This is a genomic window from Nonomuraea sp. NPDC059023 (assembly GCF_042740095.1).
GTDB lineage: Bacteria > Actinomycetota > Actinomycetes > Streptosporangiales > Streptosporangiaceae > Nonomuraea.
Window position 1 is genome coordinate 35,853 of the sequence record NZ_JBHYIO010000035.1, and the last position, 22,747, is coordinate 58,599.

General features: G+C 71.3%; 20 protein-coding genes. 3 read left to right on the forward strand and 17 right to left on the reverse strand.

Annotation, left to right across the window (positions count from 1 at the left end):
* Nucleotides 1-48: 48 nt before the first annotated feature.
* From glnII to ACFWYW_RS43210, 14 genes are all read right to left on the reverse strand, one after another.
* Nucleotides 49-1,068 (reverse strand): glutamine synthetase, encoded by a 1,020-nt coding sequence (gene glnII, locus ACFWYW_RS43145; RefSeq protein ID WP_379618879.1) that lies wholly within the window; start codon nucleotides 1,066-1,068, stop codon nucleotides 49-51.
* Nucleotides 1,069-1,090: 22 nt separating this feature from the next.
* Nucleotides 1,091-3,031 carry a nitrate- and nitrite sensing domain-containing protein gene (locus ACFWYW_RS43150; RefSeq protein ID WP_379618877.1) on the reverse strand — a complete coding sequence of 647 codons (1,941 nt, stop codon included), beginning with the start codon at nucleotides 3,029-3,031 and terminating at the stop codon, nucleotides 1,091-1,093.
* Between the two features lie 33 nt (nucleotides 3,032-3,064).
* A complete protein-coding gene (locus tag ACFWYW_RS43155) occupies nucleotides 3,065-4,300 on the reverse strand; it encodes an amidohydrolase family protein (protein ID WP_379618875.1) in 1,236 nt (411 codons plus the stop codon).
* Nucleotides 4,288-5,109, reverse strand: a complete 822-nt coding sequence (locus ACFWYW_RS43160; protein WP_379618873.1) for an energy-coupling factor transporter transmembrane component T family protein — start codon at nucleotides 5,107-5,109, stop codon at nucleotides 4,288-4,290. The genes ACFWYW_RS43155 and ACFWYW_RS43160 overlap by 13 nt, the downstream gene beginning before the upstream one ends.
* A 4-nt stretch (nucleotides 5,110-5,113) precedes the next feature.
* Nucleotides 5,114-5,692 (reverse strand): ECF transporter S component, encoded by a 579-nt coding sequence (locus ACFWYW_RS43165; RefSeq protein ID WP_379618871.1) that lies wholly within the window; start codon nucleotides 5,690-5,692, stop codon nucleotides 5,114-5,116.
* Nucleotides 5,689-7,326 carry an ABC transporter ATP-binding protein gene (locus ACFWYW_RS43170; RefSeq protein WP_379618869.1) on the reverse strand — a complete coding sequence of 546 codons (1,638 nt, stop codon included), beginning with the start codon at nucleotides 7,324-7,326 and terminating at the stop codon, nucleotides 5,689-5,691. The genes ACFWYW_RS43165 and ACFWYW_RS43170 overlap by 4 nt, the downstream gene beginning before the upstream one ends.
* The gene (locus ACFWYW_RS43175; RefSeq protein WP_379618867.1) at nucleotides 7,323-8,507 is read right to left on the reverse strand and encodes an adenosylhomocysteinase; all 1,185 of its coding nucleotides are present in this window, start codon (nucleotides 8,505-8,507) and stop codon (nucleotides 7,323-7,325) included. Before ACFWYW_RS43175 ends, ACFWYW_RS43170 begins: the two co-directional genes overlap by 4 nt.
* Nucleotides 8,501-8,836: a hypothetical protein gene (locus tag ACFWYW_RS43180; protein ID WP_379618865.1), complete on the reverse strand. Its 336-nt coding sequence runs from the start codon at nucleotides 8,834-8,836 to the stop codon at nucleotides 8,501-8,503. The genes ACFWYW_RS43175 and ACFWYW_RS43180 overlap by 7 nt, the downstream gene beginning before the upstream one ends.
* A 35-nt stretch (nucleotides 8,837-8,871) precedes the next feature.
* Nucleotides 8,872-10,221: a cytochrome P450 gene (locus ACFWYW_RS43185; protein WP_379618863.1), complete on the reverse strand. Its 1,350-nt coding sequence runs from the start codon at nucleotides 10,219-10,221 to the stop codon at nucleotides 8,872-8,874.
* Between the two features lie 63 nt (nucleotides 10,222-10,284).
* Nucleotides 10,285-10,722, reverse strand: coding sequence for a hypothetical protein (locus tag ACFWYW_RS43190; protein ID WP_379618861.1), 438 nt, complete (start codon nucleotides 10,720-10,722; stop codon nucleotides 10,285-10,287).
* Nucleotides 10,723-10,753: 31 nt separating this feature from the next.
* The gene (locus tag ACFWYW_RS43195) at nucleotides 10,754-12,232 is read right to left on the reverse strand and encodes an MFS transporter (protein ID WP_379618859.1); all 1,479 of its coding nucleotides are present in this window, start codon (nucleotides 12,230-12,232) and stop codon (nucleotides 10,754-10,756) included.
* Nucleotides 12,233-12,301: 69 nt separating this feature from the next.
* The gene (locus tag ACFWYW_RS43200; protein WP_379618857.1) at nucleotides 12,302-15,127 is read right to left on the reverse strand and encodes an AAA family ATPase; all 2,826 of its coding nucleotides are present in this window, start codon (nucleotides 15,125-15,127) and stop codon (nucleotides 12,302-12,304) included.
* A 10-nt stretch (nucleotides 15,128-15,137) separates the two neighbouring features.
* Nucleotides 15,138-15,785: a hypothetical protein gene (locus ACFWYW_RS43205; protein ID WP_379618855.1), complete on the reverse strand. Its 648-nt coding sequence runs from the start codon at nucleotides 15,783-15,785 to the stop codon at nucleotides 15,138-15,140.
* Between the two features lie 158 nt (nucleotides 15,786-15,943).
* Nucleotides 15,944-16,351: a hypothetical protein gene (locus tag ACFWYW_RS43210; RefSeq protein ID WP_379618853.1), complete on the reverse strand. Its 408-nt coding sequence runs from the start codon at nucleotides 16,349-16,351 to the stop codon at nucleotides 15,944-15,946.
* 103 nt (nucleotides 16,352-16,454) lie between these two features.
* Here ACFWYW_RS43210 and ACFWYW_RS43215 point away from each other — a divergent pair, with 103 nt between their 5' ends.
* Nucleotides 16,455-16,721 (forward strand): carboxymuconolactone decarboxylase family protein, encoded by a 267-nt coding sequence (locus ACFWYW_RS43215; RefSeq protein WP_379618851.1) that lies wholly within the window; start codon nucleotides 16,455-16,457, stop codon nucleotides 16,719-16,721.
* A gap of 93 nt (nucleotides 16,722-16,814) precedes the next feature.
* A complete protein-coding gene (locus ACFWYW_RS43220; protein WP_379618849.1) occupies nucleotides 16,815-18,038 on the forward strand; it encodes a lipopolysaccharide biosynthesis protein in 1,224 nt (407 codons plus the stop codon).
* On the opposite strand, the gene ACFWYW_RS43225 is transcribed toward ACFWYW_RS43220, so the two are convergent.
* Nucleotides 18,022-18,480 (reverse strand): flavodoxin, encoded by a 459-nt coding sequence (locus ACFWYW_RS43225; protein WP_379618847.1) that lies wholly within the window; start codon nucleotides 18,478-18,480, stop codon nucleotides 18,022-18,024. The two genes, ACFWYW_RS43220 and ACFWYW_RS43225, sit on opposite strands and share 17 nt — an antisense overlap.
* On the reverse strand, nucleotides 18,477-19,355 hold the full coding sequence (locus tag ACFWYW_RS43230) for a PQQ-dependent sugar dehydrogenase (protein WP_379618845.1): 879 nt from the start codon (nucleotides 19,353-19,355) through the stop codon (nucleotides 18,477-18,479). The genes ACFWYW_RS43225 and ACFWYW_RS43230 overlap by 4 nt, the downstream gene beginning before the upstream one ends.
* A gap of 349 nt (nucleotides 19,356-19,704) precedes the next feature.
* Between ACFWYW_RS43230 and ACFWYW_RS43235 the strand changes: the two genes are divergently transcribed.
* The gene (locus tag ACFWYW_RS43235) at nucleotides 19,705-20,454 is read left to right on the forward strand and encodes an SDR family NAD(P)-dependent oxidoreductase (RefSeq protein ID WP_379618843.1); all 750 of its coding nucleotides are present in this window, start codon (nucleotides 19,705-19,707) and stop codon (nucleotides 20,452-20,454) included.
* A gap of 62 nt (nucleotides 20,455-20,516) precedes the next feature.
* Here the strand turns inward: ACFWYW_RS43235 and katG are convergent, their stop codons facing one another.
* Nucleotides 20,517-22,736: a catalase/peroxidase HPI gene (katG, locus tag ACFWYW_RS43240; protein WP_379641265.1), complete on the reverse strand. Its 2,220-nt coding sequence runs from the start codon at nucleotides 22,734-22,736 to the stop codon at nucleotides 20,517-20,519.
* Between the last annotated feature and the right edge of the window lie 11 nt (nucleotides 22,737-22,747).

A 22,747-nucleotide genomic window follows, 5' to 3' on the forward strand; every position in this document is an offset into this window, starting at 1 on the left:
ACGCGGGTCCCGATCGGGGGTGCCCGCGTTCCTCCGGAGAGCGTGCCGTCAGACCTGGCCGGCCTTCTCCAGGGCGGCGCAGCAGGTGTTGACCAGCAGACGGGTCACCACGTACGGGTCGACGTTGGCGTTGGGGCGGCGGTCCTCGATGTAGCCCTTGCGGTCCACCTCGACCTGCCACGGGATGCGCACCGAGGCGCCGCGGTTGGAGACGCCGTAGGAGTACTTGTTCCACGGGGCGGTCTCGTGCGCGCCGGTCAGGCGGGACTCGATGTCGGCGCCGTACTGGCGGACGTGCTCGAACGGCTTGTCGCCCTCGCCGAGCGCCTCGCAGGCGGTGATGATGGCGTCGTAGCCCTCGCGCATGGCCTTGGTGGAGAAGTTGGTGTGCGCGCCGGCGCCGTTCCAGTCGCCGCGGGCGGGCTTGGCGTCGAGGGTGGCCTCCACGCCGAACTCCTCGGCGGTGCGGTAGAGCAGGTAGCGGGCGACCCACAGGTGGTCGGCGACCTCGAGCGGGCTCGCCGGGCCAACCTGGAACTCCCACTGGCCTGGCATGACCTCGGCGTTGATGCCGGAGATCTTCAGGCCGGCGGCGAGGCAGCGGTCGAGGTGGAGTTCGACGATCTCGCGGCCGAAGACGGCCTCGGCGCCCACGCCGCAGTAGTAGTGGCCCTGGGGAGCGGGGAAGCCGCCCTCGGGGAAGCCGAGCGGGCGCGAGCCCTTGAAGAAGGTGTACTCCTGCTCGATGCCGAACCACGACTCCTGGTCGGCGAACTGCTCGGCGATCGGACGCAGGAGGGCGCGGGTGTTGCTCCGGTGGGCCTCGCCGTCGATCTCCTCGACCTCGCACAGGACCAGTACGTTGTCACCGCCGCGGATCGGGTCCGGGCAGGTGAACACGGGGCGGAGCACCCGGTCGGAAGCGTGGCCCTCGGCCTGGTTGGTGCTGGAGCCGTCGAAACCCCACACCGGCGGCTCGGCGCCGACGGCAAGGATCTTGGTCTTGGCGCGGAGCAGAGCCGTGGGCTCGGTGCCGTCGATCCAGATGTACTCAGCCTTGTAGCTCACGGAGGTCCTTTCGGGGTTTTACTCAGCCACGCCGAGGCTGCCAGGCTGCCGTTTCCCGGTTTTTGCCCGAATGTGAACGCCGTGTTAATCCGGAGACGATGAGGGACTGCGGAAGCAGGACGACTGCGGTGATACCTCCGTAAGCCGACTTGCTGAGGGTGACCTTGATGCCGTGGCGGCGGGCGAGGAGTCCGACCACGAGCAGGCCGAGCCGTTCGCTGTCGGCCAGGTCGAACTCCGGCGGGTCGGCCAGCCGGGAGTTGACCTCCTCGCGGATGGTGTCGGGCAGGCCGAGCCCGCGGTCCTCCACCTCGATGGCGAAGCCCCGGCCGACGACCTGCCCGTACACCTGGACGGTGGTGGTGGGCGGGGAGAAGGCGGTGGCGTTGGCGACCAGCTCGGTCAGCAGGTGGGTGACGTCGGAGGCGGCGGCGCCGTCGAGGAAGGCGTCGGGGATGGGCGGGGCGTTCACCCTGGTGTAGGCCTCGACCTCGGAGATGGCCTCGCGCACCACGTCGGCCAGCGGGACCGGGTCGCCGTTGGCGGGCCCCGGCGAGCCGCCCGACAGGATGAGCAGGCCCTCGGACTGGCGGCGCATGCGGGTGGTGAGCCGGTCGAGCGTGAACAGGTCCTGGAGCGTCTCCGGTTCGGTGATCTGCCGCCTGATCACGTCGAGCTGGACGAGCTGGCGGTGTACCAGCGCCTGGTTGCGCCGGGCCATGTTGCGGAAGACGCGGCCCAGGCCCTTGCGCAGCGCGGCCTGGCCGACGGCCGCCTCGACCGCGGTGCGGCGTACTCCGGCGAAGGCGTGGGCGACGTCGCGGATCTCCTGGGTGGCTCCGTCGGTGGGGATGGGCGGGGCCTCGACGTCGACGTCCACGTCCTCGCCGCCGCGCAGCTTCTCCACCACGCGCGGCAGCCGTTCGTCGGCCAGTTCCGCGGCGGCGTCGCGCAGGGTGTCGAGCTCGGTGGCCAGGCGGCGGCCCAGGCGGGCCGACCACATGACCGCCGCGATGATGGTGACCAGGCCGAGGAAGCCCACCACGACGATCCGCACGACGATCTCGCCGGCGGCGGCCTCGGCGCGGGCGTTCAGCAGTTCCGAGCGGCTGACCAGCAGCCGGTCGAGAGTGGCGCCGAAACTGTCGGCGGCGGCCTGCCAGGAGTTGCGCACGCGCGGCAGCCGCGCGGTCTCGATGATCTCGCGCTCGATCGCGGAGATCCTCTGGTGCTCGGGAGAGGCCAGCAACAGGTCGTACGGCGCGCGCAGCTCGGCTTCCAGGGCCGCCACGCCATCGACGAGCAGCAGTTTCCTGTTGGGCGAGAGCTCCTCGACCGCCTCGTACTCCTCCCTGGTGATCCGCCCGGCCAGCGTCGCCCCGGAGATCAGCGCGTCCTCGCGCGACATGAGGTCGCGGGCGTGGGCGATGCGCTGGAGCCCGGCGGCCTGCTGGTAGAGCTTGATGTCCGGCACGGTGACGGCCTGGTCGTAGAGGCGGTAGACCTCGTCGGTGGCCTCGCCGTAGGCCTGCACGACCGACAGGCGGCTGGTGGTGCGGTCGTCGACCTCCCTGCGCACCGCGTCCAGGCCGCCGATCTTGCGCAGCACGGCGTCGATGGCGTTGCGCAGTTCGGGCGTGGTGATGGTCTGCGCCTCCTCGGAGGCCGACAGCGTGCGGAACGCGGCCGCCGCCGCGTTGGTGCGCTTGCGCGCGGAGACGAGCAGGCTGCCGTCGGGCGGCGGCGAGGACAGGAACATCGCCGCCGACTTGCGCTCATGCTGCAGCTCGGTGACCAGCGCCGCCGCGGGGGCGCTGATCTTCTCGAACGCGGTGGTGGCCCGGCGCAGCTCGAAGAAGTCTCCGACCACATGACCGGCGACGAAGGTCCACAGTGCGACGAGCGCCACGATCGGCAGGCTGAGGAGGGAGTACAGCTTGAAGCGCAGGCTCTGCGATGCCATCGTCCCGGGACGCTAGCACCTGCTCGGACGCCCCTAAAGGGCCCAAAGTTTCGTGCCGCCCACAACCGTGGCCACGCACCGTCCAGAACCGTGCTCGACCAGGCCGGCGTAGGGGTCGCGGGGATCCACGTCGAAGACGGCGAAGTCGGCGCGCGCGCCCGGCCGCAGGACGCCGATCTCGTCCCGCAGGCCGAGGGCGTGGGCGCCGCCGAGTGTCGCGGCCTCGATGAGCCGCCGGTCGAGGTCGGGGTGGTGGTAGCCCTGCCGTACGGCGAGGCGCTTGAGCGCGGCGACGTCGGCGAGCAGGTCGAGTGACGGCGCGGACGACAGCGAGTCGGTGCCGACGGCGATGGGGTTGCCCTCGCGCAGCAGCGCGGCGACGTCGGGGCCGTCGAGCCCGAGGGTGCGGTTGGAGCGGGGGCACAGCGCGATCGCGGTGCCGCGCTCGCGCAGCAGCGCGCGGTCGTCGGGGCCGAGGTGGACGCCGTGGGCGAGGTGGCAGTCCGGGCCGAGCACCCCGAGGCTGTCGAGGTAGGCGGCGGGCGCCAGGCCCGAGCCGCCCTCCAGCAGCGCGAACGGCGCGGACCACTGGCGCACCAGCTCGGCCAGCGGCCCGGTGCCCGCCATCGTGTACTCGCGTTCGTGCGCGGACTCGGCCAGGTGGATGTGGATGCGGGTGCCGCGCTCGCGGGCGAGCACGGCCGCGTCGGCGAGCACGCCGGTGTCGAGCGTGTAGGGCGAGTGCGGCGAGATGCCCGCGCGGCGCCCGCCGAGCGTCTTGAGGAAGCGCTCGCGCCCGTCCTCCTGCCAGCTCGCGTCGGTGTCGCCGATGATCTCCAGGTACGCCAGGCCGCCCAGCGGCGTGTCCACGAACGCCTCAGGATCGGTCACGATGTCGGCGGCGGCGGTGGTTCCCGAGCGCAGGCACTGCCAGGCGCCCTCGGTGGCGGCGGCGGCCCAGTCCCAGGCGCCGGTCCTGAGCGCGGGGTCCCAGCTGCCCTCGCCGCCCTTGAAGTAGGCCTGGTTGAAGACCTCGGACCAGTGCTCGAAGGAGTCGTAGACGCGCCGCCCGACCTCGGCCATGCAGGTGTACTGCAGGTGGGTGTGGGCGTTGACCAACCCGGCGACCATTACACCCGGCCAATGCACCTCGGCCCTGCCCCGCCCGATCTCCACGACGCGGCCGTGCTCGACCGTGACGGTGCCGTCCTCGATGGGCGGGCCGTCCATGGTGAGGACGAGCGGCGCGCCGTGGACTACGGGACCCATACGACGTCCGTGCCGAGGATCTTGTACGCCAGCAGTGCCAGCGCGAAGGCGGCGAACGCGCCGAGGAGCAGGTAGTCGGCCCGGTCGAAGGCCAGCTCGCGCATCCAGGTGCGGTGCTTGGCGCCGAAGCCGCGCAGGTCCATGGCGTTCGAGGTGTCCTCCGCGTCGATGAGCGAGTTCACGGTCAGGGGGATCACGACCGGTTTGAGGGATATTAGCCGCTTTATCGGATTATTCGTGCGCGGGTGGGTGTAGCCGCGTACCCGCTGCGCGTCGATGATCTGCTGCATGGTCGCCGCCGTGGACGGCAGGAACCGGAACGTCAGGTCCACCCCGAACGCCAGCCGCTGCGAGACCCGCAACCGGGCGAAGCTGACCCCGAGGTCGCCCGGCGCGATGCAGAACGCCACGGGAAAGCCCACCATGGCCATCGCCACGAACCTGATCAGAAGCGTCAGCGAGTACGACAGCGTCGCCAGGCTGACCGGATTCCCGGTGACCGGCATGTCGAACAACGGCGGCGCCAGCTTGGTCGCCTCGATCTGCAGCGCGTTGGTGAAGACGCTGTTGACCAGCACGGTCAGCGTCATCAGCGTCAGGACGAGGGCCCAGTTGGCCCTGACCGCGTGCCACGGGATGCCCGCCGCACCGTAGTAGGCCAGGGCCACGAGGGCGCAGACCAGCATGAGGCGCAGGTCGCTCACGCGCGCCACCGCCACGAGGAAGCAGACCGGGACCAGCAGGAGCACGCGCGGGTCCCGCCGGCCCAGGAAGGAGTCGCCTCCCAGATACCGTGGCGTGACGTCCACGCGGTTACCTGCCCATGCGCTTGGAGATCGGTTCCCAGATCGCGTCGAGCGCGGGCACCAGAATGAGGGCGACCAGCGTGTTGCTGAGCAGCAGCGGGCCGAAGGCGAAGGAGGCCCAGCCGCCGAACGTGAGGTCCTGCAGCCACATGTCGGTGAAGGTCGTGGCGAACCCGATGAGCATCGAGACCCACGCGATGGCGCCCACCAGGACCAGGCGCAGCATCTCCTTCGAGGCGCCGACGCGCGTCACGAGCAGGGCGAACAGGATGCCGGCCAGCAGCCCGGTCAGCGCGTTGGCCAGGCTCCAGTTCCAGTAGAACAGCGCGCCGTAGCCCTTGATCTGGTCGATGACCATGTTGCCGACCAGGCCGGTGAAGAATCCGGCGATCGGGCCGAACCGCATGCCGATGAACGGCACGAGCGCGAAGGCGGGGCGGATGTCGACGTTCTGGGTGCCCGGAATGGTGAAGCTGATCAGGCCGAGCACCGCGTACAGGGCGGCGCCGACGGCGGCGAAGACGACCACGCGGGAGTTGATCTCCCACAGCGAGGTGCGGACGGGTAAGGCGTCGGGGGATTTCATGGCAGGTGAGTCCTTCCAGATCTGGCCAGCTCGAACGGGTGCGGTATCGCTCCTTTCGCCATCGCTCCTTTCGCCATCGCTCCTTTCCCGGGTAGTAGGTCACGGACGGCGCGGACCAGACTGGTCTCGCGCAGGCCGCTGCCGGTCCACAGCCGCTCGTCGTGGGCCAGCTCGGCCGGTGCGGCGTCGGCGACGACGCGGCCGCCGTCCACGATGACGATGCGGTCGGCGCGGGTGAGCGCCAGGTCCACGTCGTGGGTGATGAAGTAGACGCTCTGGACGCCGTCGAGCACGCGGTCCATGAACGTGGTCGTGGTGCGCAGGTCCTGCCCGGCGGTCGGCTCGTCGAGCACGAGCGTCCTGGGGCGCATGGCCAGCGCGAGCGCCACGGTCAGGCGGCGCTGCTGGCCGTGCGAGAGCGTGTGCGGCGGGCGGGACATGATGCCGGGCTCGCGGTCGAGCAGCATGGTGGCCAGCGCCTCGCGGGAGACCTCGGCGATCTGCTCGGGGTCCTGCCCGAGGTTGCGGGGGCCGAAGGCCAGTTCCTCCTGCACGGTGGCGGAGAAGAGCGCCTGGCCGGGGTTCTGGAAGACGTAGCCGAAGGTCGTGGCGAGGCTGAGCGTGTCCCGTTCGCCGACGGGCTCGCCGTCCACGAGGATCTCGCCGCCGGTGGGTTCGAGCAGGCGTACGGCGGCGCGCAGCAGGGTCGACTTGCCGGCGCCGTTGCGGCCGAGGACGGCGACCCGTTCGTCGGCCTTCAGGTCGAGGTCGGTGTCGTGCAGGACGGTGCGGGAGCCGTACCCGAGCGAGACGTTCTTGTAGGCGAGGCGGGAGGGGCCGGTGCGGGCCGGGCGCGCCGGCTCGGGGAGGCTGGGCAGTTCGGCGGCGCGGGCCACGAGGGTCTCGAAGGGGAGTTTGACGTGCGCCACCGGTGCCTGACGCAAAAATCCCGAAATGTCGCCCGAGTAGCGGATGCGGCCCTCTTCCAGGTAGAGCGCCTTTTCCGGGCCGAACTCCAGCAGTTCCTCCACCCGGTGCTCCACCACCACGGCCGCGCCGCCGTCGTCGACGAAGCGGCGTAACGCGCCCAGCAGGCGGCGGCCGGCGTCCGGGTCCAGGTTGGCCAGCGGCTCGTCCACGACCACGACGTCCGGGCGCATCACCAGCACTCCCGCGAACGCCACCATCTGCAGCTCGCCGCCGCTCAGCTCGTGGGTGGGCCGGGCCAGCAGGTGGGCGATGCCGACACGGGCGGCCACCTCGTCGATCCTGGCGCGGATCTCGGCGCGGGGCAGGCCGAGGTTCTCCGGGCCGAAGGCCAGTTCGGTGGCGACCGTGGTGCCGACGATCTGCTTGGCGGGGTCCTGCAGCAGCGTGCCGACCACGGTGGAGAGTTGCCGGATCGACTGCTCCAGGGCGGGCCGGCCACCGATCTCCACCCGCCCGGTGACCTCGGCGCGGTAGGCGTGCGGGACCAGCCCGTTGAGCAGCCGCAGCAGTGTGCTCTTGCCGCACCCTGACGGCCCGGCGACCAGCACGAAGTCGCCGCGCTCCACGGCCAGGTCCACGCCGTGCAGCACTTGCTGCCCGGTCGAGCGGTACCGGACGGTGGCGTCGCGGACGTCGACGATCACAGTCCACGGTCCAGGAACGCGCGCTGCCGATCGGTCGCCCGGTCAAGCCGTACGCCCAGCGCGTCCAGTTTCAGCCTGGCCACCCGCTCGTCCAGCTCGTCGGGCAGCGGGTGCACGCCCGGTGGCAGGCGCCGCCCGAGCAGGTGGCCGACGGCCAGTGCCTGCAGTGACAGGGACAGGTCCATGATCTCGATCGGGTTGCCCTCGGCGGCGGCGCAGTTGACGCACTCGCCCTCGGCCAGCAGGTACCAGCCGCCGTGGTCGGTGACGCCGGGACGGACCTGGCGGCCGCCCGGCGGCCGCTCCACCTCGTCCTCCACTCCCCCGGCCACCGCGACGAAGGCGCCCGGCTTCAGCGCGGCGAGGTGCCCGGCCGTGATCGTGCCGGCGACGCCGGTGGCGCTGAACAGCAGGTCCGCCTCCGGGCAGGCGTCGATCAGGGGCAGCACGCGCCGGCCGTCGTGGTGGGCGCGCAGCGCGGCGAACGGGTCCACCTCGCTGACCACGACCTGCGCGCCCAGGGCCGCGGCGTAGCGGGCCACGCCCTGGCCCACGTGGCCGTATCCGGCGACCACGCAGGTCAGCCCGTCGAGTTCCAGTCCGCTGAGGTCCAGCGCGGCCATGACGCACGACTGCCCGGTGCCGTGCACGTTGTCGAACAGGACCTTGCAGCGGGCGTCGTTGACCGCGAGGACCGGCACCCGCAGGGTGCCGTCAGCGGCCATGACGCGCAGCGGACGCAGCCCGCTCGTGGTCTCCTCGGCGGCGCCCCTGAGCGGGCCGAGCCGGTCCTCGGCGTGGGCCAGCCTGATCACCCGGGAGCCGTCGTCGACCAGCGCGTCGAGCCCGGCGTCGAGCATCCGGCGGGCCAGGTCGTCGTCCTGGGCGCGCGTCGTGCGGGATCTGGCCAGCACCTGGATGCCCTCGCGCACCAGCGCGGCGGCCACGTCGTCTGAGGTCTCCCTGCCGGGGCAGTGCGCGATCACTTCGGCCCCGGCGTCCCGCAGCGCGAGGGCCAGGTTGGCGGTCTTGGGCTCCAGGACGAGCACCAGGCCGACCCGCCAGCCGTCCAGGTCGAGCTCCCCCGACAGCGCGCCAAGCACGGGCATGAAGCGCCGCGCCCACGCGATCCGGTCGGCTCCGCCGGGCCAGAGCCCGGGGTTGGCGATGTCGGTCAGCACGGGACGCTCACGAGGTACACCTCGGCGCCGTCGGCGCCCAGGTTGATGCAGTGCACGTCCTGCCTGACCTCTGTCATGCCGAGGATGTCGCAGCGTATGCTGCCCACGATCACGGCGCCCGGCTTCAGCGCCAGTGGCTGTAAGCCGTCGCCGAAGACGAGGTCGGCCTCTTCGATGGAGCAGCCGGGGTGGGCGCCCATCGCGCGCAACCGCGTGGCCAGGCCCGGCGGCGCGTCGCCGACGATCGCCACGCGTTTGCCGGCCATGAGCAGGTTCGTGCGGCGCAGTACGGCCTGGATGAGCCCCTGCGCGCTGAGGAGCCGGGTCAAGGGCGTCCTTCCGATCTTCGCGGGATCCGATTGAATTAGACCACTTTGTACAGTCTCATCGGAATCCCATCGCGCGGCCGGAGTGTCACCGTCGCCTCCGCCCGCACCTCCGCGCCCGCCTCCATCTCCAGCCGGAAGCGCCGCACCAGCATGGCGATGATCAAGGTCGCCTCCATCACCGCGAACCCGGCCCCCACGCAGATCCGCCGCCCGGCGCCGAAGGGCAGGTAGCTGAAGCGGCGCGGCGCCGCCCCGGGCAGGAACCGCTCCGGGTCGAACCGGTCGGGATCCGGCCAGGCGCCCGGGTCCCGGTGGGCCAGGTAGACCGGGACGACCACGTTCGTGCCCGCGGGCACCGGCAGGTCGCCGAGGTGGTCGTCGGCCACCGCCGTACGCACGATCGACCAGGCCGGCGGGTAGAGGCGTAAGGCCTCCTGGAAGGCGGCGGCGGTGTAGACGAGCAGGTCGGCGTCCTCGGCGGTCGGCACGCGGCCGCCGAGCACCTCGGCCACCTCGGCCTCGACGCGGGCGCGAGCCTCGGGGTGCAGGGCGAGCAGGTGCCAGAACCAGGCCAGGCCGTTGGCGGTGGTCTCGTGCCCGGCCAGCAGGAAGGTCATCACCTCGTCGCGTACCTGTTTGCGGTCCATGGGCGCCGCGAGCAGCAGGCCGAGCAGGTCGTCGGTGCCGCCGGGGTGCGCCGCGACGACCGCCTCCACGACCTCGTCGGTGGTGGTCAGGACGTCGTGCAGGCCCCGGATGCCGGGGGTCCACTTGGGCGCCCGCCGTACGACGGCGTGGGCGGCGTCCACCAGCCACGGCGGCGTGCGGAAGAGCAACTGCAGGCGCGTCGCGCGCACGCCCGCGCGCAGGCCGGAGGTGAGGACGGGCCCGAGCCGCGCGGCCTGCTCCGACAGGCCGGAGCCGAACAGCGCCCGGCCGACCACGTCGAGCGTGAGCCGGTTCATGGCGGTGGCGGCGTCCACGCGGGCGCCGTCCGGCAGTTGCTCCCATTCCTTGGCGAAGTCCGCGACGGCCTCGGTCATGTGCTCGGCGAAGCGGCCCAGGTGGCGTTTGGCGAACATCGGCTGGATGAGCCGCCGCTGGCCGGCCCACCGCTCGCCCTCGCTGGTCAGCAGGCCGTCGCCGGTGACGACGGCGAGCAACCGGTACTGCGCGGACTTGGCGTAGAGGTGCTGGTGGGTGACGAAGACGCGCTCGACGTGCTCGGGCGCCCACACGACGAGGTAGCCGCCGCGCCGGCTCGTGCGCACCTGTACGGCTCCCGCCGACCGGTCTGCGATCATGTCGAAGCGATCGAGCACATCCTGGAAGGTGTAAAGCGCCCGCAACCGGTTCCGCAGGCTGATCCGCACGACCTCCGGCATCTCGCACCCCACTATTAGCCGCTAGGTCCAATTAGTGGGGCACGGGGCGGTCCGGTCAAGACATCAGGGCACTTCGTGCAGCAGGCCCTGGCCGTCCACCTGCACCTTCGCGTTCGGCCCGCCCTCGCCGCACTCGGGCCCGTTGGGGAAGCGGCCGCGCGGCATCACCTGGACGTCCCGCTCCACCACCGGCTCGCCCGCGGTGCCGGTCAGCTTCAGCGAGACCTCGGCCCGCTCCTTGCGCAGCCCTTCCACGTTGCCGAAGCCGGACCGGCCGCCCCGGTCGGCCCGGAAGAGCTCCAGCCTGGCCGGCCGGCACGTCCCCGCCTGGCACACCTCCATCTCGGCCGCCGCCACCCGGTCGGAGATCGGCGGCGCCACGTCCACCTGGATGCCGACGGGCGTACCGATGAGCGTGCAGACACGGTCGCTCTGGCAGGCGGCGAGCGGGAGGGCGGCGAGAAGCACGCACACGCCCTTCAGCGGGAGAAGGCGGTTCATATCCTGACGACGGCCCGCCACCGCGGCCGGTTCACGGTTCCTCGCTCTTGAGCCGCCGCGCCTTGGCCTCGATCGCGCTCAGCGGCTCGGCGATGGTCTCCAGCGCGGCGCGCTCGGCCTTCACCCCGAAGCGCAGCTCCACCAGGCCCGCGAAGATCATCATCCCGGCGGCGAAGAGGTAGCCGTAGAACAGCCGCGTCGGCTCCGGGCTGGCCTGGTCGCCGATGAGCGCGCCGAAGACGGCCGGCCCGAAGGAGCCTACGACCTGGCCCATCGCGAAGAACAGCGAGATCGCCTGCGCCCGCATCTCGATCGGGAAGATCTCGCTGACCGTCAGATACGCCGAACTGGCCGCCGCCGAGGCGATGAAGAAGATGACCGACCACATGATCGTCTGCGTGGTCGCGGTCAGCACGCCGCGCTCGAACAACCACCCGGTGAAGGCCAGCAGCGACCCCGAGACGATGTAGGTGCCGGCGATCATCTGCCGGCGTCCCACCGTGTCGAACAACCGGCCGAGCACGATCGGGCCGAGCAGGTTGCCGAGGGCGAAGGCGAACATGTACTTGGGCACCTCGCCGGCCTCGACGTCGTAGAAGTGGGTGAGCACCAGCGCGTACGTGAAGAAGATCGCGTTGTAGAGGAACGACTGGCAGATCATCAGCGTGGCGCTCAGGAACGAGCGCCCCGGATAGGTACGGAAGAGCGTCCTGGCCACCTCGACCAGCGGCAACCGCTTCTGCGGCACCACCTCGATGGCCGCGCTCTCCGGCACCGGCTCCAGGACGAGCCTGTCCTCCTTCTCCACCTCTTTCTCGATCGCGGCGACCACCCGCTCCGCCTCGTCCTCGCGGCCGTGGGTCATCAGCCAGCGCGGGCTCTCCGGCAGGTGCCTGCGCAGGCCCCAGATCAGGATGCCCAGCACCGGGCCGATGAGGAAGCCGAGCCGCCACGCCCAGTCGGGGTCGAGCGGGCCCGACGGGTTGAGCAGGACGAAGGTCGCCGAGGTGGCCAGCAGCGCGCCGAGCCAGTAGGTGCCGTTGATGGCCAGGTCCACGTGGCCCCGGTACTTGGAGGGGATCAGCTCGTCGATCGCCGAGTTGACCGCGGCGTACTCCCCGCCGATGCCGGTGCCGGCGACGAAGCGCAGCACGAGGAAGCTGCCGAGGTCCCAGGAGAACGCGGTCAGGCCGCTGGCGATCAGGTAGACGGCCAGCGTGAGGATGAACAGCCTGCGCCTGCCCATCCGGTCGGACAGCCACCCGAAGAACAACGCGCCGACCACCTGGCCGATGAGGTACACGGTCGCCGACAGGCCCACCTCCGCCGAGGTCAGGCCCAGCGTGTCGGAGCGCTGCAGAAACGCGGCGACGTTGCTGACGATCGTGATCTCCAGCCCGTCCAGCACCCATGCGACGCCGAGCGCGATCACCAGCCGGGTGTGGAACGGCGACCAGGGCAGGCGGTCCATGCGCGCGGGCACCAGGCTGCGGACGATTCCAGGACCCATACGACGATCACTCCTTGCTCGGGTCCGTATCACCCTAAGCAATGAAGCGACCACCTTATGTGATTGAGGTCATCCTTCTCCGGCAGCCCGTCCGCCGTCGTAGCCGAGCAGGCGCATCGCCGTGTCGGGGTCCATGGCGGCGGCCAGCAGCTGGGCGCGGGCATGGGCCCGGTCGCGCTCGACCTCCGCCCTGGCGCGGGCGGCGCGCAGCCCCCTGACGGCCACGACCGCCAGGCAGGCGCCCACGATCAGCGCCACCACGACCACGAACAGGATCACCAGCAGTCCCGGCGAGGCCAGCTCGGTGCTGGGTCCCGACCGGGTGACCGCCAGACCGCCCAGCACCGCCACCGTGACCAGCCCGGCCAGGCTGCCGACCGCGATCAGCACCGCCCTGCCCAGGCCCGGCCGGGCGCGCTCGTTGACGGCCGCGACGGGCCGCTGCTGGTGCGCTTGCGGCGGACGGGCCGGTCGCGGCTGGACCTGCTGCGGGCGGGCCGGTTGTGGGCTGGTCTGTTGCGGCTGGACCTGTTGTGGGCGGGTCTGTTGCGGTTGGACCTGCTGTGGCCGGGCCTGTTGCGGGGGTATCCAGGCCACGAACTCCGGCCGCGCCGTACCCCCCGCAGCCGGTACGGCAGGCCCACCGGAACCAGCCCTGCCCCAGGAAGGCACGACCCCAGGCGGAACCGGCCCGGCCGGGGCGGGCATGGGCGGGTTCCGGAAGGGCACCGCCGCGGGCCGGTGATCCACGACCTCGTCCGCCACCACGCCCGGCAGTTCCCGCTCGACCCGGCTGTGCTCGCGGTGCGCCCTGGCCGCCTCCCGGTGGTAGTCCTCCAGTTCGGCGTGGAACTCCTCCGAGGCGTACACGGTCCCGTCGGCCAGCGGGCCGGCCCGCCGCTCGATGATCGCCACCACGTCGTCCCCGTCGAGCGTGCGGTGCGTCTCCAGCGCGTGGGCGACGCTCAGCACCTCCCGCCGGTGCTCCCGCAGCAGCAGCTCGGTCTTGTCCAACAGCCGCGCGAGGGTGACCTCGATCCGCTCCCCCAGCCCGTCCGGCATCAGGCCGGTCATGATCTCCAGCTCCCGCAGCGCGGGCAGCGAGGCGACCCCGGAGCCCATCCCCCACGAGGACTCCATGAGCGCGGTCAGGAACGTGGCCGCGTGCAGGTCGCCGGAGACCCCCGAGGAGTTGTCCTCGGCGAAGAACATCCGCTCCCCCGCCAGCGAGGCGAGCGAGACCATGATGTCGGCCTCGTACTCCGACTTCCACCGGGTGAACCGGTCCTCCGGCCTGATCGAGGCGACCATGCCGAGGTGGTCGGCGCCCTTCTCGATCGTGGCGACGTCGATCTCCAGATGGGAGCGCACGTGGTAGGCCACCACGGCGTGGCAGGCCTCGTGGACGGCGACGGCGTGCCGTTCGCGCTCGATGTACTCGACGCCCTCCGGCGGCCCGAGCTGCTTGAACCGGTGGGCACGGAGCACGTCGGCCCAGGTGATGACCTCGCGGCCGGCGCGGACGGCGGTGATCAGCGACTCGTTGACCAGCTCCTTGATCGTGGCGCCGGTGGCGTAGGGCGTGATCGTGGCCAGCTTGCCGATCTGTTCCGGGGTGAGCTCGTGCCGGACCTTGCCAAAGTAGCCCTGGTAGGTGCGTACCCGCCCGGCTTTGGACGGGTAGCCGACCTTGTGGACGCGGTCGATGCGGCCGGGCCGTAACAGCGCCTCGTCGAGCGCGCCGGGGTGAGTGGCGGCCATCATGATGAGGATGCGGTACCTGGGTGGTGGCTTGGGCCGCATGTTCAGCACGCGGCGTACCTGCCGGTCGCGCGGCTTCTTCAGGCCGGACAGCTCGGTGAGCAGCGCTCGCAGGACGCCGGAATCGGGGTCCGGCTCGGGGCGGCGCGCCTGGAAGGCGAGGACGGACCGGGTCTCCTCCGGCAGGTAGTTCAGGCCGTGGCAGCCGCTGAAGCACTGCCGGGCCGGGCGGTCGCGCCTGCCGAGGGAGTCGGCCCCGTCGAAGAGGACGATCACGCCGCCGTGGCGCAGGGCGAGCTTGCGCAGCCTCCTGAAGAGCGCCTTCACCTTGAGGCCGCCCGTGAACCTGCCGGTGAAGGCGCCGGAATCCACGAGCACGTACGGCTTGCCGGCCTCACCGGCCACCGCCTCGGCCATCAGCGTCTTGCCGGTGCCCGGCGGCCCCCAGAGCAGCAGCCCGCCGGGCACGTAGCCGCCGCGTTCCTCGATGGCGCCGGGCCTGTCCAGGAAGACGATGTTCTCCCTGAGCCGCTCGACCACGTGGTCCTGCCCCCACACGTCGGCGAAGCGGGTCGTGATGTCGTCGGGCAGGTACGTCTCCACGCCGCCGCGCGACAGGAGCCAGAACAGCCCGGCGGCCAGGACGACGATCACCAGGAGCGGGAGGACGAACGGCAGCGCCGGAGCCCTGAACGGGGCGACGAACGGGCTGACGTCCAGCACCACCCCGAGCACCAGCGCGACCAGCGACACCCAGAAGACGATCTTGACGGCTCTGGCGGCGCGGAAGCGGGTCCAGTCGCCGAAGCGGCGGTGCGACCAGCGTTCCAGGCCGCCGAAGACCTTCTGGCTCCAGAACCGGTGATAGCCGGAGGAACGCTCGCCGGCCAGGAAGTGCGCCTGCCGTACCGTCTCGGCGGCCAGCAACCAGAAGATCCACGGATGGGCCGGCCCGACGTACCGCACGGCCTCCCCGAATGGGATGATCCCCTCGAAGTCCGCCATCGCCTTCCAGGTCAGGACGAGGAAGACGGCCAGCAGCCCGATCAGGAACCTGCCGCGATCCCACAGCCGCAGCTTCTTCCTGATGACACGGGCGACACCGGCGCCCCGGTGGGGGGTGGTCGTGGTCACTGGAGCTCCCTCATCCGGGCAGCCGGAGCAGCTTGAACGATCGCGCGATCTCGTCGATCTCGCCGCCGCGCTCCCTGAAGCAGAGCGACCGGCAGCTGACGATCAGCACCGAGACCGTGGAGCCCTTCTCGTCGAGGATCGCGGTCTGGTCGAAGGTCTGGACGTCGGGGCCGATCTGGTAGTTGAAGCGGAGCCGTACGCCCCTGGCGCCGCCGTCCAGGGTCAGGACCCGGTCGAGCAGCGGCTCGAACTTGCGGTAGAGCGGCATCTGCCCGCTGCCGAGCCGGTCGGTGACGTACGCGGTCCTGGCCGGCTCGGTCACCGGGAATACGAAGTCGCGCAGCCCGTCGAGCGAGACCCGGTCGCGCTCGCGCACGGTGAGCTGGTGGACGGTGGAGTACACGAACGGCTCGCCGGAGCTGAGCAGGTGCTGGAGGGTCGGCGCGCCCGCCTGGTCGAAGGCGGTGGACCACACCCGCTCCTTGCGCAGCCTGGCGGCCTCGGAGTCGGGGTGGAGCCTGCTCAGGTACAGCTCGATCGGGTAGGCGTCGAGCTGGGCGAAGGAGGAGGGGACCTTGAAGTAGGTCGTGCCGCCCTTGTCGCGTACGTAGTGGAAGGCCGGCTGGCCGCAGGCCGATGCCAGGAGAGCCGCGATCATGACCACGACCCAGGTCCGTACCGTTATCACCGGGGCTTACCTCCGCTTAACGGACCAACGGTGTTGTTGTGCCCTTTTTCATGCGGAATGAGCGTCATGACCGGTGACAAATCTTGACCAAATCTTGGCCGTCCCTTGGCTTTACTTGTTACGGAAGCCTAGGGATATTCCTTGACCGGCACCTGCACGGTGACCGTGCCCGCCTCCTGGAACTGGAAGGTCGCCGGAACCCACGAGCCCACCCGCGCCTCCAGCCCGGTGGCGGTGGCGATCGCCCGGTCCCCGCCGACCGGCTCGGCGGGCGGCAGCTCGATCGGGGCGGGCAGGGCGAGCGTCCCGGAGGTGATCGTGAGCTGGACGAGCCGGTCGCCCCGCGCGCCGGAGTTGATCAGCACGGCGTGCAGCGAGCCGCCTTTCAGCAGGTAGGCGTTGCGCACGTGCACGCCCCGCTGGCTGGCGTTGCCGCCGTCGTTGCGGGGCAGCGCCGCGCCCGGCGCCTCCCCCTGATCGGCCCCGCAGGCCGTGACGAACAGCAACGCGGCGGCGAGAAGACCTAAGGCACGCATGCCTTCACGGTCACTCCGCCGCAACGTTCCCGCAACCCCCATTGGTCCATCTCCGGAAGTAGCGAAAGATATGGGGATCACCCGGATAGGGAGTGCGGTTTGTATGGCAGAGATGACGTTCGCCGATCTGTGGTCACGAGACGCGCTCTCTTTCCGAGAACGCCGGCTCCTGCTGCTCGGCCTGCTCGTCGGCCAGGGCGGCCTGGACGAGGAACTGCTGATCCAACTGGACGCGGCGGTGCGGGCCAGAGAGCTGAGCGTGGAGGAGTTGCGGGAGGTCGTCGCCTTCCTCACCCACTACGCCGGCTGGACCCGCGGCGCCCGTCTCAACGCCCAGGTGGAGGATCTCATCGACCAGATTTCCGGCTGAATTCCCCTCCTTGGCAAATGCAGACGATCTCCCGACTTCACGGAAAACCACGCCACATAATCCGCGACGGGAGTGGTCCATAGGATCTGCCCCATGGGCCGGGCGCTGAGAACGACCATCCGCGCGGCCTTCCCGATGATGGCCGCCGAGGCCGTGAAGACGGCGCTCGGCATCGTCGCCGGCGCCGCCCTGGCCCGCGCCCTCCACCCGGAGGGCAGGGGCCTCTACGCGGCGATCGTCAGCATCGCCACGACCGCCGTCCTCATCGGGCACTGGTCGCTGAACACCTCGCAGATCGCCTTCTGGCCGCACCGGGTACTGCGGGCGCGGCTGGCGGGCAACGCCGTCGTCATCGGCTTCGGCATGGGCACGATCACCGCCCTGCTCGCCTTCGCCGCGGCCGCCGCCTGCGATCCGCGCGCCGCCACGCCCGCGCTGGCGATCGCGCTGGCGTCGGTCCCGTTCACCGTCTGCTGGCTCAACCTGCGCGGCGTCCTGCTCCTGCGCGGCCGGACCCGGCTGGTCAACCAGGCGCAACTGGCCTCCGGGTTCGCGCAGTACCTCCCGATCCTGGCGCTGGCCGCCTTCGACCTGCTCACGCTCACCGCCGTCGTCGCGTGCTGGGCGGCGGCCAGCGTACCGGCCGTGCTGCGCTTCACCGGCGCGCTCGGGGCGCGCGCGCTGCGCCCCGCCAGGGCCCTGGCCGTCCGCCAGCTCGCCCTGTCCGGCCGCTACCACCTCGGCCTCGTCGCCTTCCACCTGCTGCCCGCCGCCGACACGCTGCTGCTCGGGTTCCTGCACTCACCCCGCGAGGCGGGCTTCTACACCGTCGCCGCCGGGGTCCTCATGCTGGTGAAGATCCCGACCGAGGCGGTGGCCCACGTGTGCCTGCCGGGCCAGGCGGGCGGCACCGCCTCCGGCTCGCGCGCCGTCACCGCCCACATGCTCACGCTCAACCTGGTGATCTCACTGGGGTGCGTCGCGCTGATCGCCGCCGGGGCCGCCTGTGCGCTGCCTTTCGTGTACGGCCCGCCGTACGCCGCGAGCGTGGCCCCGCTCCTCGCCCTCGCGCCCGCGGCCGTGATGGCGGCGCTCATCAAACCCGTCGAGCAGCACCTGGCCCGGCTGTCCAGGCCACGCCCGATGACCATGATCACGCTGTCGGCCCTGGCGCTCAACCTCGGCCTGGACACCGCGCTGATCCCCGCCTGGGGCGCGACCGGCGCGGGCGTGGCCTCCAGCGTCACGCACGCGGTGACGGCGGCCCTGATGATCGCCTGGTTCGTGAGATCGCCGGAGGTCAACCGGCCGGGCTGATGACCGCGGCCAGGGTCGCGCCCAGCTCCCAGCAGGCTTCCAGGTCGGTCTTGGCGGGGCGGCCCGTGACGGTGACCGGCGCGGCCGCTCGCTCCCAGCCCAGCCCGCCAGCGATCGACTCCACCGCGCGCACCGCTCCGGTGGTGTCGTTGTCGCCGTGCACCCACAGCCCGTACGGCAGCCGCCGCGTCTCGGCCAGGCACGGGTAGTAGACGGTGTCCAGGAAGTGCTTGAGCGCGCCCGACATGTAGCCGATGTTGGCGCTCGTCCCCATGAGCAGCCCGTCGGCGGCCAGCAGGTCGGCCGCCGTGGCGCCCAGGGCCGGTTCCGTCACCACCTCGACCCCCTCGACCTCGTCCGTGGTCGCCCCCTTGAGCACCTGCTCGAACAGCTCGTGCGTGGCCGGTGAGACCGTGTGGTGCACGATCAGCAGGCGGCTCACGACGCCGCCTCGATCTTGTAGACGGGTCCCTGGAGGCTGAGCGCGTACAGCTCCCCGTCGGCCGCCTGCCCGAACGACGACAGTTGCTCGACCGTGCCCACGTCCACGACGTCCTCCAGCTCGTCGGCCTGCGCCGCCTTCACCCATCCCGCGCAGAAGTCCCCGTACAGGAACCGCCCGCGCAACCACGGGATCTTCTCGCCCCGGTAGACGAACCCGGCGATGACCGAGCAGTTGCCGCCCTCGCCCAGCGGATAGGTGATCACCGGATCGGTGAGTTCCCTCCCCCTGCCGCCGTTGAACGGCTGGTCACCTTCGCGCAGGTTCCACCCGTAGTTCTCGCCGCCCTCGGAACCGGCCGGCTGGAAGTCGACCTCCTCCCAGGCGTTCTGGCCGACGTCCCCGATCCAGAGGTCGCCGCTGTCCCGGTCGAAGGTGAACCGCCAGGGATTTCGCAGCCCATAGGCCCAGATCTCCGGCTTCGCGCCTTCTTTCCCGGTGAAGGGGTTGTCCTCCGGCACCTTGTACGGCGTCCCGCGCGGGTCGATGCGCAGGATCTTGCCCAGCCACGTGCCGAGATCCTGCCCGTTGCCCTCCGGGTCGCCGCCGCTGCCCCCGTCGCCCAGCGCGATGTACAGATACCCGTCGGGGCCGAACGCCAGCTGCCCGCCGTTGTGGTTGGCGAACGGCTGGTCCTGCCGCAGAACGTCCCGGCGCCCGGTGGCCTCGCGCCCGTCGAAGGCCCACTCGGTCACGTGGGTGTGGCCGTCGCGGTCGGTCCAGTCCAGGTACAGCCACCGCCCGCTCGGATGGAAGGCCACCCCGAGCAAACCCTGCTCGTTGCCGGTGCTGACCTCGCCGGACAGGTCGAGCACGGTCGCGCCGTCCAGCGTGCGGAGCTTGCCGCCTGCTCGGCGACGTAGACGCGCGCGTCGTCCTTGCGCACGGCGAAGGCCACCGGCTTGTCCATCGTGGCCACCTCGGTGAACACCAGCTTGCCCGGCGTCTCGGGCGAACCCGTCGTGGCCGATGGCGCGGTGGCCGATGGCGTGGCCGAAGGCGCGCCGGCCGGGGCGGAGAGCGTACCGGCCACGGGAGCGGAAGGTGCGCAGGCAAGCGCCGTCACGGTGAGCACCACGACGGCCAGCGGCGCGAGAAGAGCCGATCGCACCCCCCGATCCTCTCACGCCACCCACGCCCTCGACGGCGGGCTAATCTGCGAACATGCCTACCGCACTGATCACGGGCGCGACCGCCGGCATCGGCGCCGCCTTCGCCCGCCGCCTGGCCGCCGACGGTTTCACGCTGGTCCTCGTCGCCCGCGACGAACAGCGCCTGGCCGAGAGCGCCGAGCAGCTCAAGCTCCGGTACGGCGGCGCCGTCGAGACCCTGCCCGCCGACCTGTCCACCGAGGACGGTCTCACCGCGGTCGAATCCCGCGTCCGCGACGGCGTGGACCTCCTGGTGAACAACGCCGGCTTCGCTCACACCGACACGTTCCTGCGGACCTCGGTCGAGGACGAGCAGCGCATGCTGAAGGTGCACTGCGAGGCCGTTCTGCGCCTGACGCTGGCCGCGTTGCCCGGCATGAAGTCCCGGGGCCGCGGCGCCGTGATCAACGTCGCCTCGGTGGCCGCCTTCTTCACCCGAGGCACCTATAGCGCCTCGAAGGCCTGGGTGGTCAACTTCAGCACGGCCGCCGCCGTCGAAGTGGGCCACCCGCGCGTGAAGATCATGGCGCTGTGCCCGGGACTCGTCCGTACCGAGTTCCACGAACGCGCCAACATGGACACCTCCGGCCTGCCCGGCATCCTCTGGCTCAAGGCCGACAACGTGGTCGCCGAAGCCATGCGCGACCTGGCCCTGGGCCGCGTGATCAGCATCCCGGACCTGCGCTACAAGGCGATCGTCGCGGTGGGCAGGCTCGTCCCCCGCAACCTGGCCGCCCAGATCTCCACCAAGGTCGGCCGCTGACGGCACGGGAAAGCCCTCGTCCTCCTGCGGGAGGGCGAGGGCTTCCGGTCCGGCGAGGGTGATCAGCGCAGGTCGAACCGGTCCAGGTTCATGACCTTGTTCCACGCCGCGACGAAGTCGTTCACGAACTTCTCCTTCGCGTCGTCGCTCGCGTAGACCTCGGCGAGCGCGCGCAGCTCCGAGTTCGAGCCGAACACCAGGTCGGCCCGGGTGCCGGTCCACGTGACCTGGCCCGAGGCGTCGCGGCCCTCGAAGGTGTTGGCGTCCCCGGCGGTCGCCTTCCACGTCGTGCCCAGGTCGAGCAGGTTGACGAAGAAGTCGTTGGTCAGCCTCCCGGGCGTCGTGGTGAGCACGCCCAGCGACGACTGCTGGTGGTTCGCGCCCAGGACGCGCAGGCCGCCGACGAGGACCGTCAGCTCGGGGGCGCTCAGCGTGAGCAGGTTCGCCCGGTCGAGCAGCAGGAACTCGGCGGGCAGGCGGTTGCCCTTGCCGAGGTAGTTGCGGAAGCCGTCGGCCGTGGGCTCCAGCGCGGCGAACGACTCCACGTCCGTCTGCTCCTGCGCGGCGTCCACGCGGCCCGGCGCGAAGGGCACCTCGACGTCGAAGCCGGCGTCCCCGGCGGCCTTCTCGACACCCGCGTTGCCGGCGAGCACGATCAGGTCGGCCAGCGAGACGTGCTTGCCGCCCGCGTTGAACGCCTGCTGGATGCCCTCCAGCGTGCGCAGCACGGTCGCGAGCTGGTCGGGGTCGTTGACCTCCCACCCGCTCTGCGGCTGCAGGCGTACCCGCGCGCCGTTGGCGCCGCCGCGCTTGTCGCTGCCGCGGAAGGACGCGGCCGAAGCCCACGCGGTGGACACGAGCTGCGACACCGACAGACCCGAGGCGAGGACCTGGGCCTTGAGCGCGGCGGCGTCCGCGGCGTCGAGCAGGTCGTGCGTCCGCTCGGGCAGCGGGTCCTGCCAGAGCAGCGTCTCGGCCGGGACCTCCGAGCCGAGGTAGCGCACGATCGGGCCCATGTCGCGGTGGGTCAGCTTGTACCAGGCGCGGGCGAAGGCGTCCGCGAGCTCGTCCGGGTTGTCCAGCCAGCGCCGGGTGATCTGCTCGTAGATCGGGTCGACGCGCAGCGACAGGTCGGTCGTCAGCATCGTCGGGGCGTGGCGCTTCGACGGGTCGTGGGCATCGGGCACGGTGCCGGCGCCCGCGCCGTCCTTGGGACGCCACTGGTGGGCGCCGGCCGGGCTCTTGAACTGCTCCCACTCGTAGCCGTAGAGGATCTCCAGGAAGCTGTTGTCCCAGGTGATCGGCGTGTTCGTCCAGATGCCCTCAAGGCCGCTGGTGATCGTGTCGGCGCCCTTGCCGGTGCCGAACGCGTTCTTCCAGCCCAGGCCCTGCTCCTCGATCGAGGCGGCCTCCGGGTCGGCGCCGACGTTGTCGGCCGGGCCGGCGCCGTGGGTCTTGCCGAACGTGTGACCGCCCACGATCAGGGCCGCGGTCTCCTCGTCGTTCATCGCCATGCGGCGGAACGTCTCGCGGATGTCGCGCGCCGCGGCGAGCGGGTCCGGGTTGCCGTTGGGGCCCTCCGGGTTGACGTAGATGAGGCCCATCTGGACCGCGGCGAGCGGGTTCTCCAGCTCACGGTCGCCGGTGTAGCGCTCGTCACCGAGCCAGGTGGACTCGGGGCCCCAGTAGACGTCCTCGTCGGGCTCCCACACGTCCTCGCGGCCGCCGGCGTACCCGAAGGTCTTGAAGCCCATCGACTCCAGGGCGACGTTGCCGGTGAGGATCATGAGGTCGGCCCACGACAGGTTCTTGCCGTACTTCTTCTTGACCGGCCACAGCAGGCGGCGGGCCTTGTCGAGGTTGCCGTTGTCCGGCCAGCTGTTGAGGGGGGCGAAGCGCTGCTGGCCGGCCCCCGCGCCGCCGCGGCCGTCGCTGATCCGGTACGTGCCCGCGCTGTGCCAGGCCATCCGGATCATGAACGGGCCATAGTGGCCGAAGTCGGCCGGCCACCAGTCCTGCGAGGTGGTGAGCACCTCCAGGATGTCCTGCTTCACGGCCGGGAGGTCGAGGCTCTTGAAGGCCTCGGCATAGTCGAACTCCTCGCCGAGCGGGTTGGCGACGGCGGGGTTCTTGGCGAGGATCCTCACGTTGAGCCGCTCCGGCCACCACTGGCGGTTGCCGCCGCCCTGGGTCGGATGCGCGGCACGCCCGTGCGCGACCGGGCAACCGCCCGCTTCCTCTGTCTTCGCGTCTGTGACGATCGCGTCGTGGTTCTCAGACATGGGAATCCTTC

What these genes read in the sequence shown, in the direction of transcription:
- ACFWYW_RS43150 (WP_379618877.1), bottom strand. Translation starts at nt 3,031, where the DNA reads ATGGCATCGCAGAGCCTGCGCTTCAAGCTGTACTCCCTCCTCAGCCTG.
- ACFWYW_RS43155 (WP_379618875.1), bottom strand. Translation starts at nt 4,300, where the DNA reads ATGGGTCCCGTAGTCCACGGCGCGCCGCTCGTCCTCACCATGGACGGC.
- ACFWYW_RS43165 (WP_379618871.1), bottom strand. Translation starts at nt 5,692, where the DNA reads ATGAAATCCCCCGACGCCTTACCCGTCCGCACCTCGCTGTGGGAGATC.
- ACFWYW_RS43185 (WP_379618863.1), bottom strand. Translation starts at nt 10,221, where the DNA reads ATGCCGGAGGTCGTGCGGATCAGCCTGCGGAACCGGTTGCGGGCGCTT.
- ACFWYW_RS43190 (WP_379618861.1), bottom strand. Translation starts at nt 10,722, where the DNA reads ATGAACCGCCTTCTCCCGCTGAAGGGCGTGTGCGTGCTTCTCGCCGCC.
- ACFWYW_RS43195 (WP_379618859.1), bottom strand. Translation starts at nt 12,232, where the DNA reads ATGGGTCCTGGAATCGTCCGCAGCCTGGTGCCCGCGCGCATGGACCGC.
- ACFWYW_RS43205 (WP_379618855.1), bottom strand. Translation starts at nt 15,785, where the DNA reads ATGATCGCGGCTCTCCTGGCATCGGCCTGCGGCCAGCCGGCCTTCCAC.
- ACFWYW_RS43210 (WP_379618853.1), bottom strand. Translation starts at nt 16,351, where the DNA reads ATGCGTGCCTTAGGTCTTCTCGCCGCCGCGTTGCTGTTCGTCACGGCC.
- ACFWYW_RS43215 (WP_379618851.1), top strand. Translation starts at nt 16,455, where the DNA reads ATGGCAGAGATGACGTTCGCCGATCTGTGGTCACGAGACGCGCTCTCT.
- ACFWYW_RS43220 (WP_379618849.1), top strand. Translation starts at nt 16,815, where the DNA reads ATGGGCCGGGCGCTGAGAACGACCATCCGCGCGGCCTTCCCGATGATG.
- ACFWYW_RS43235 (WP_379618843.1), top strand. Translation starts at nt 19,705, where the DNA reads ATGCCTACCGCACTGATCACGGGCGCGACCGCCGGCATCGGCGCCGCC.
- katG (WP_379641265.1), bottom strand. Translation starts at nt 22,736, where the DNA reads ATGTCTGAGAACCACGACGCGATCGTCACAGACGCGAAGACAGAGGAA.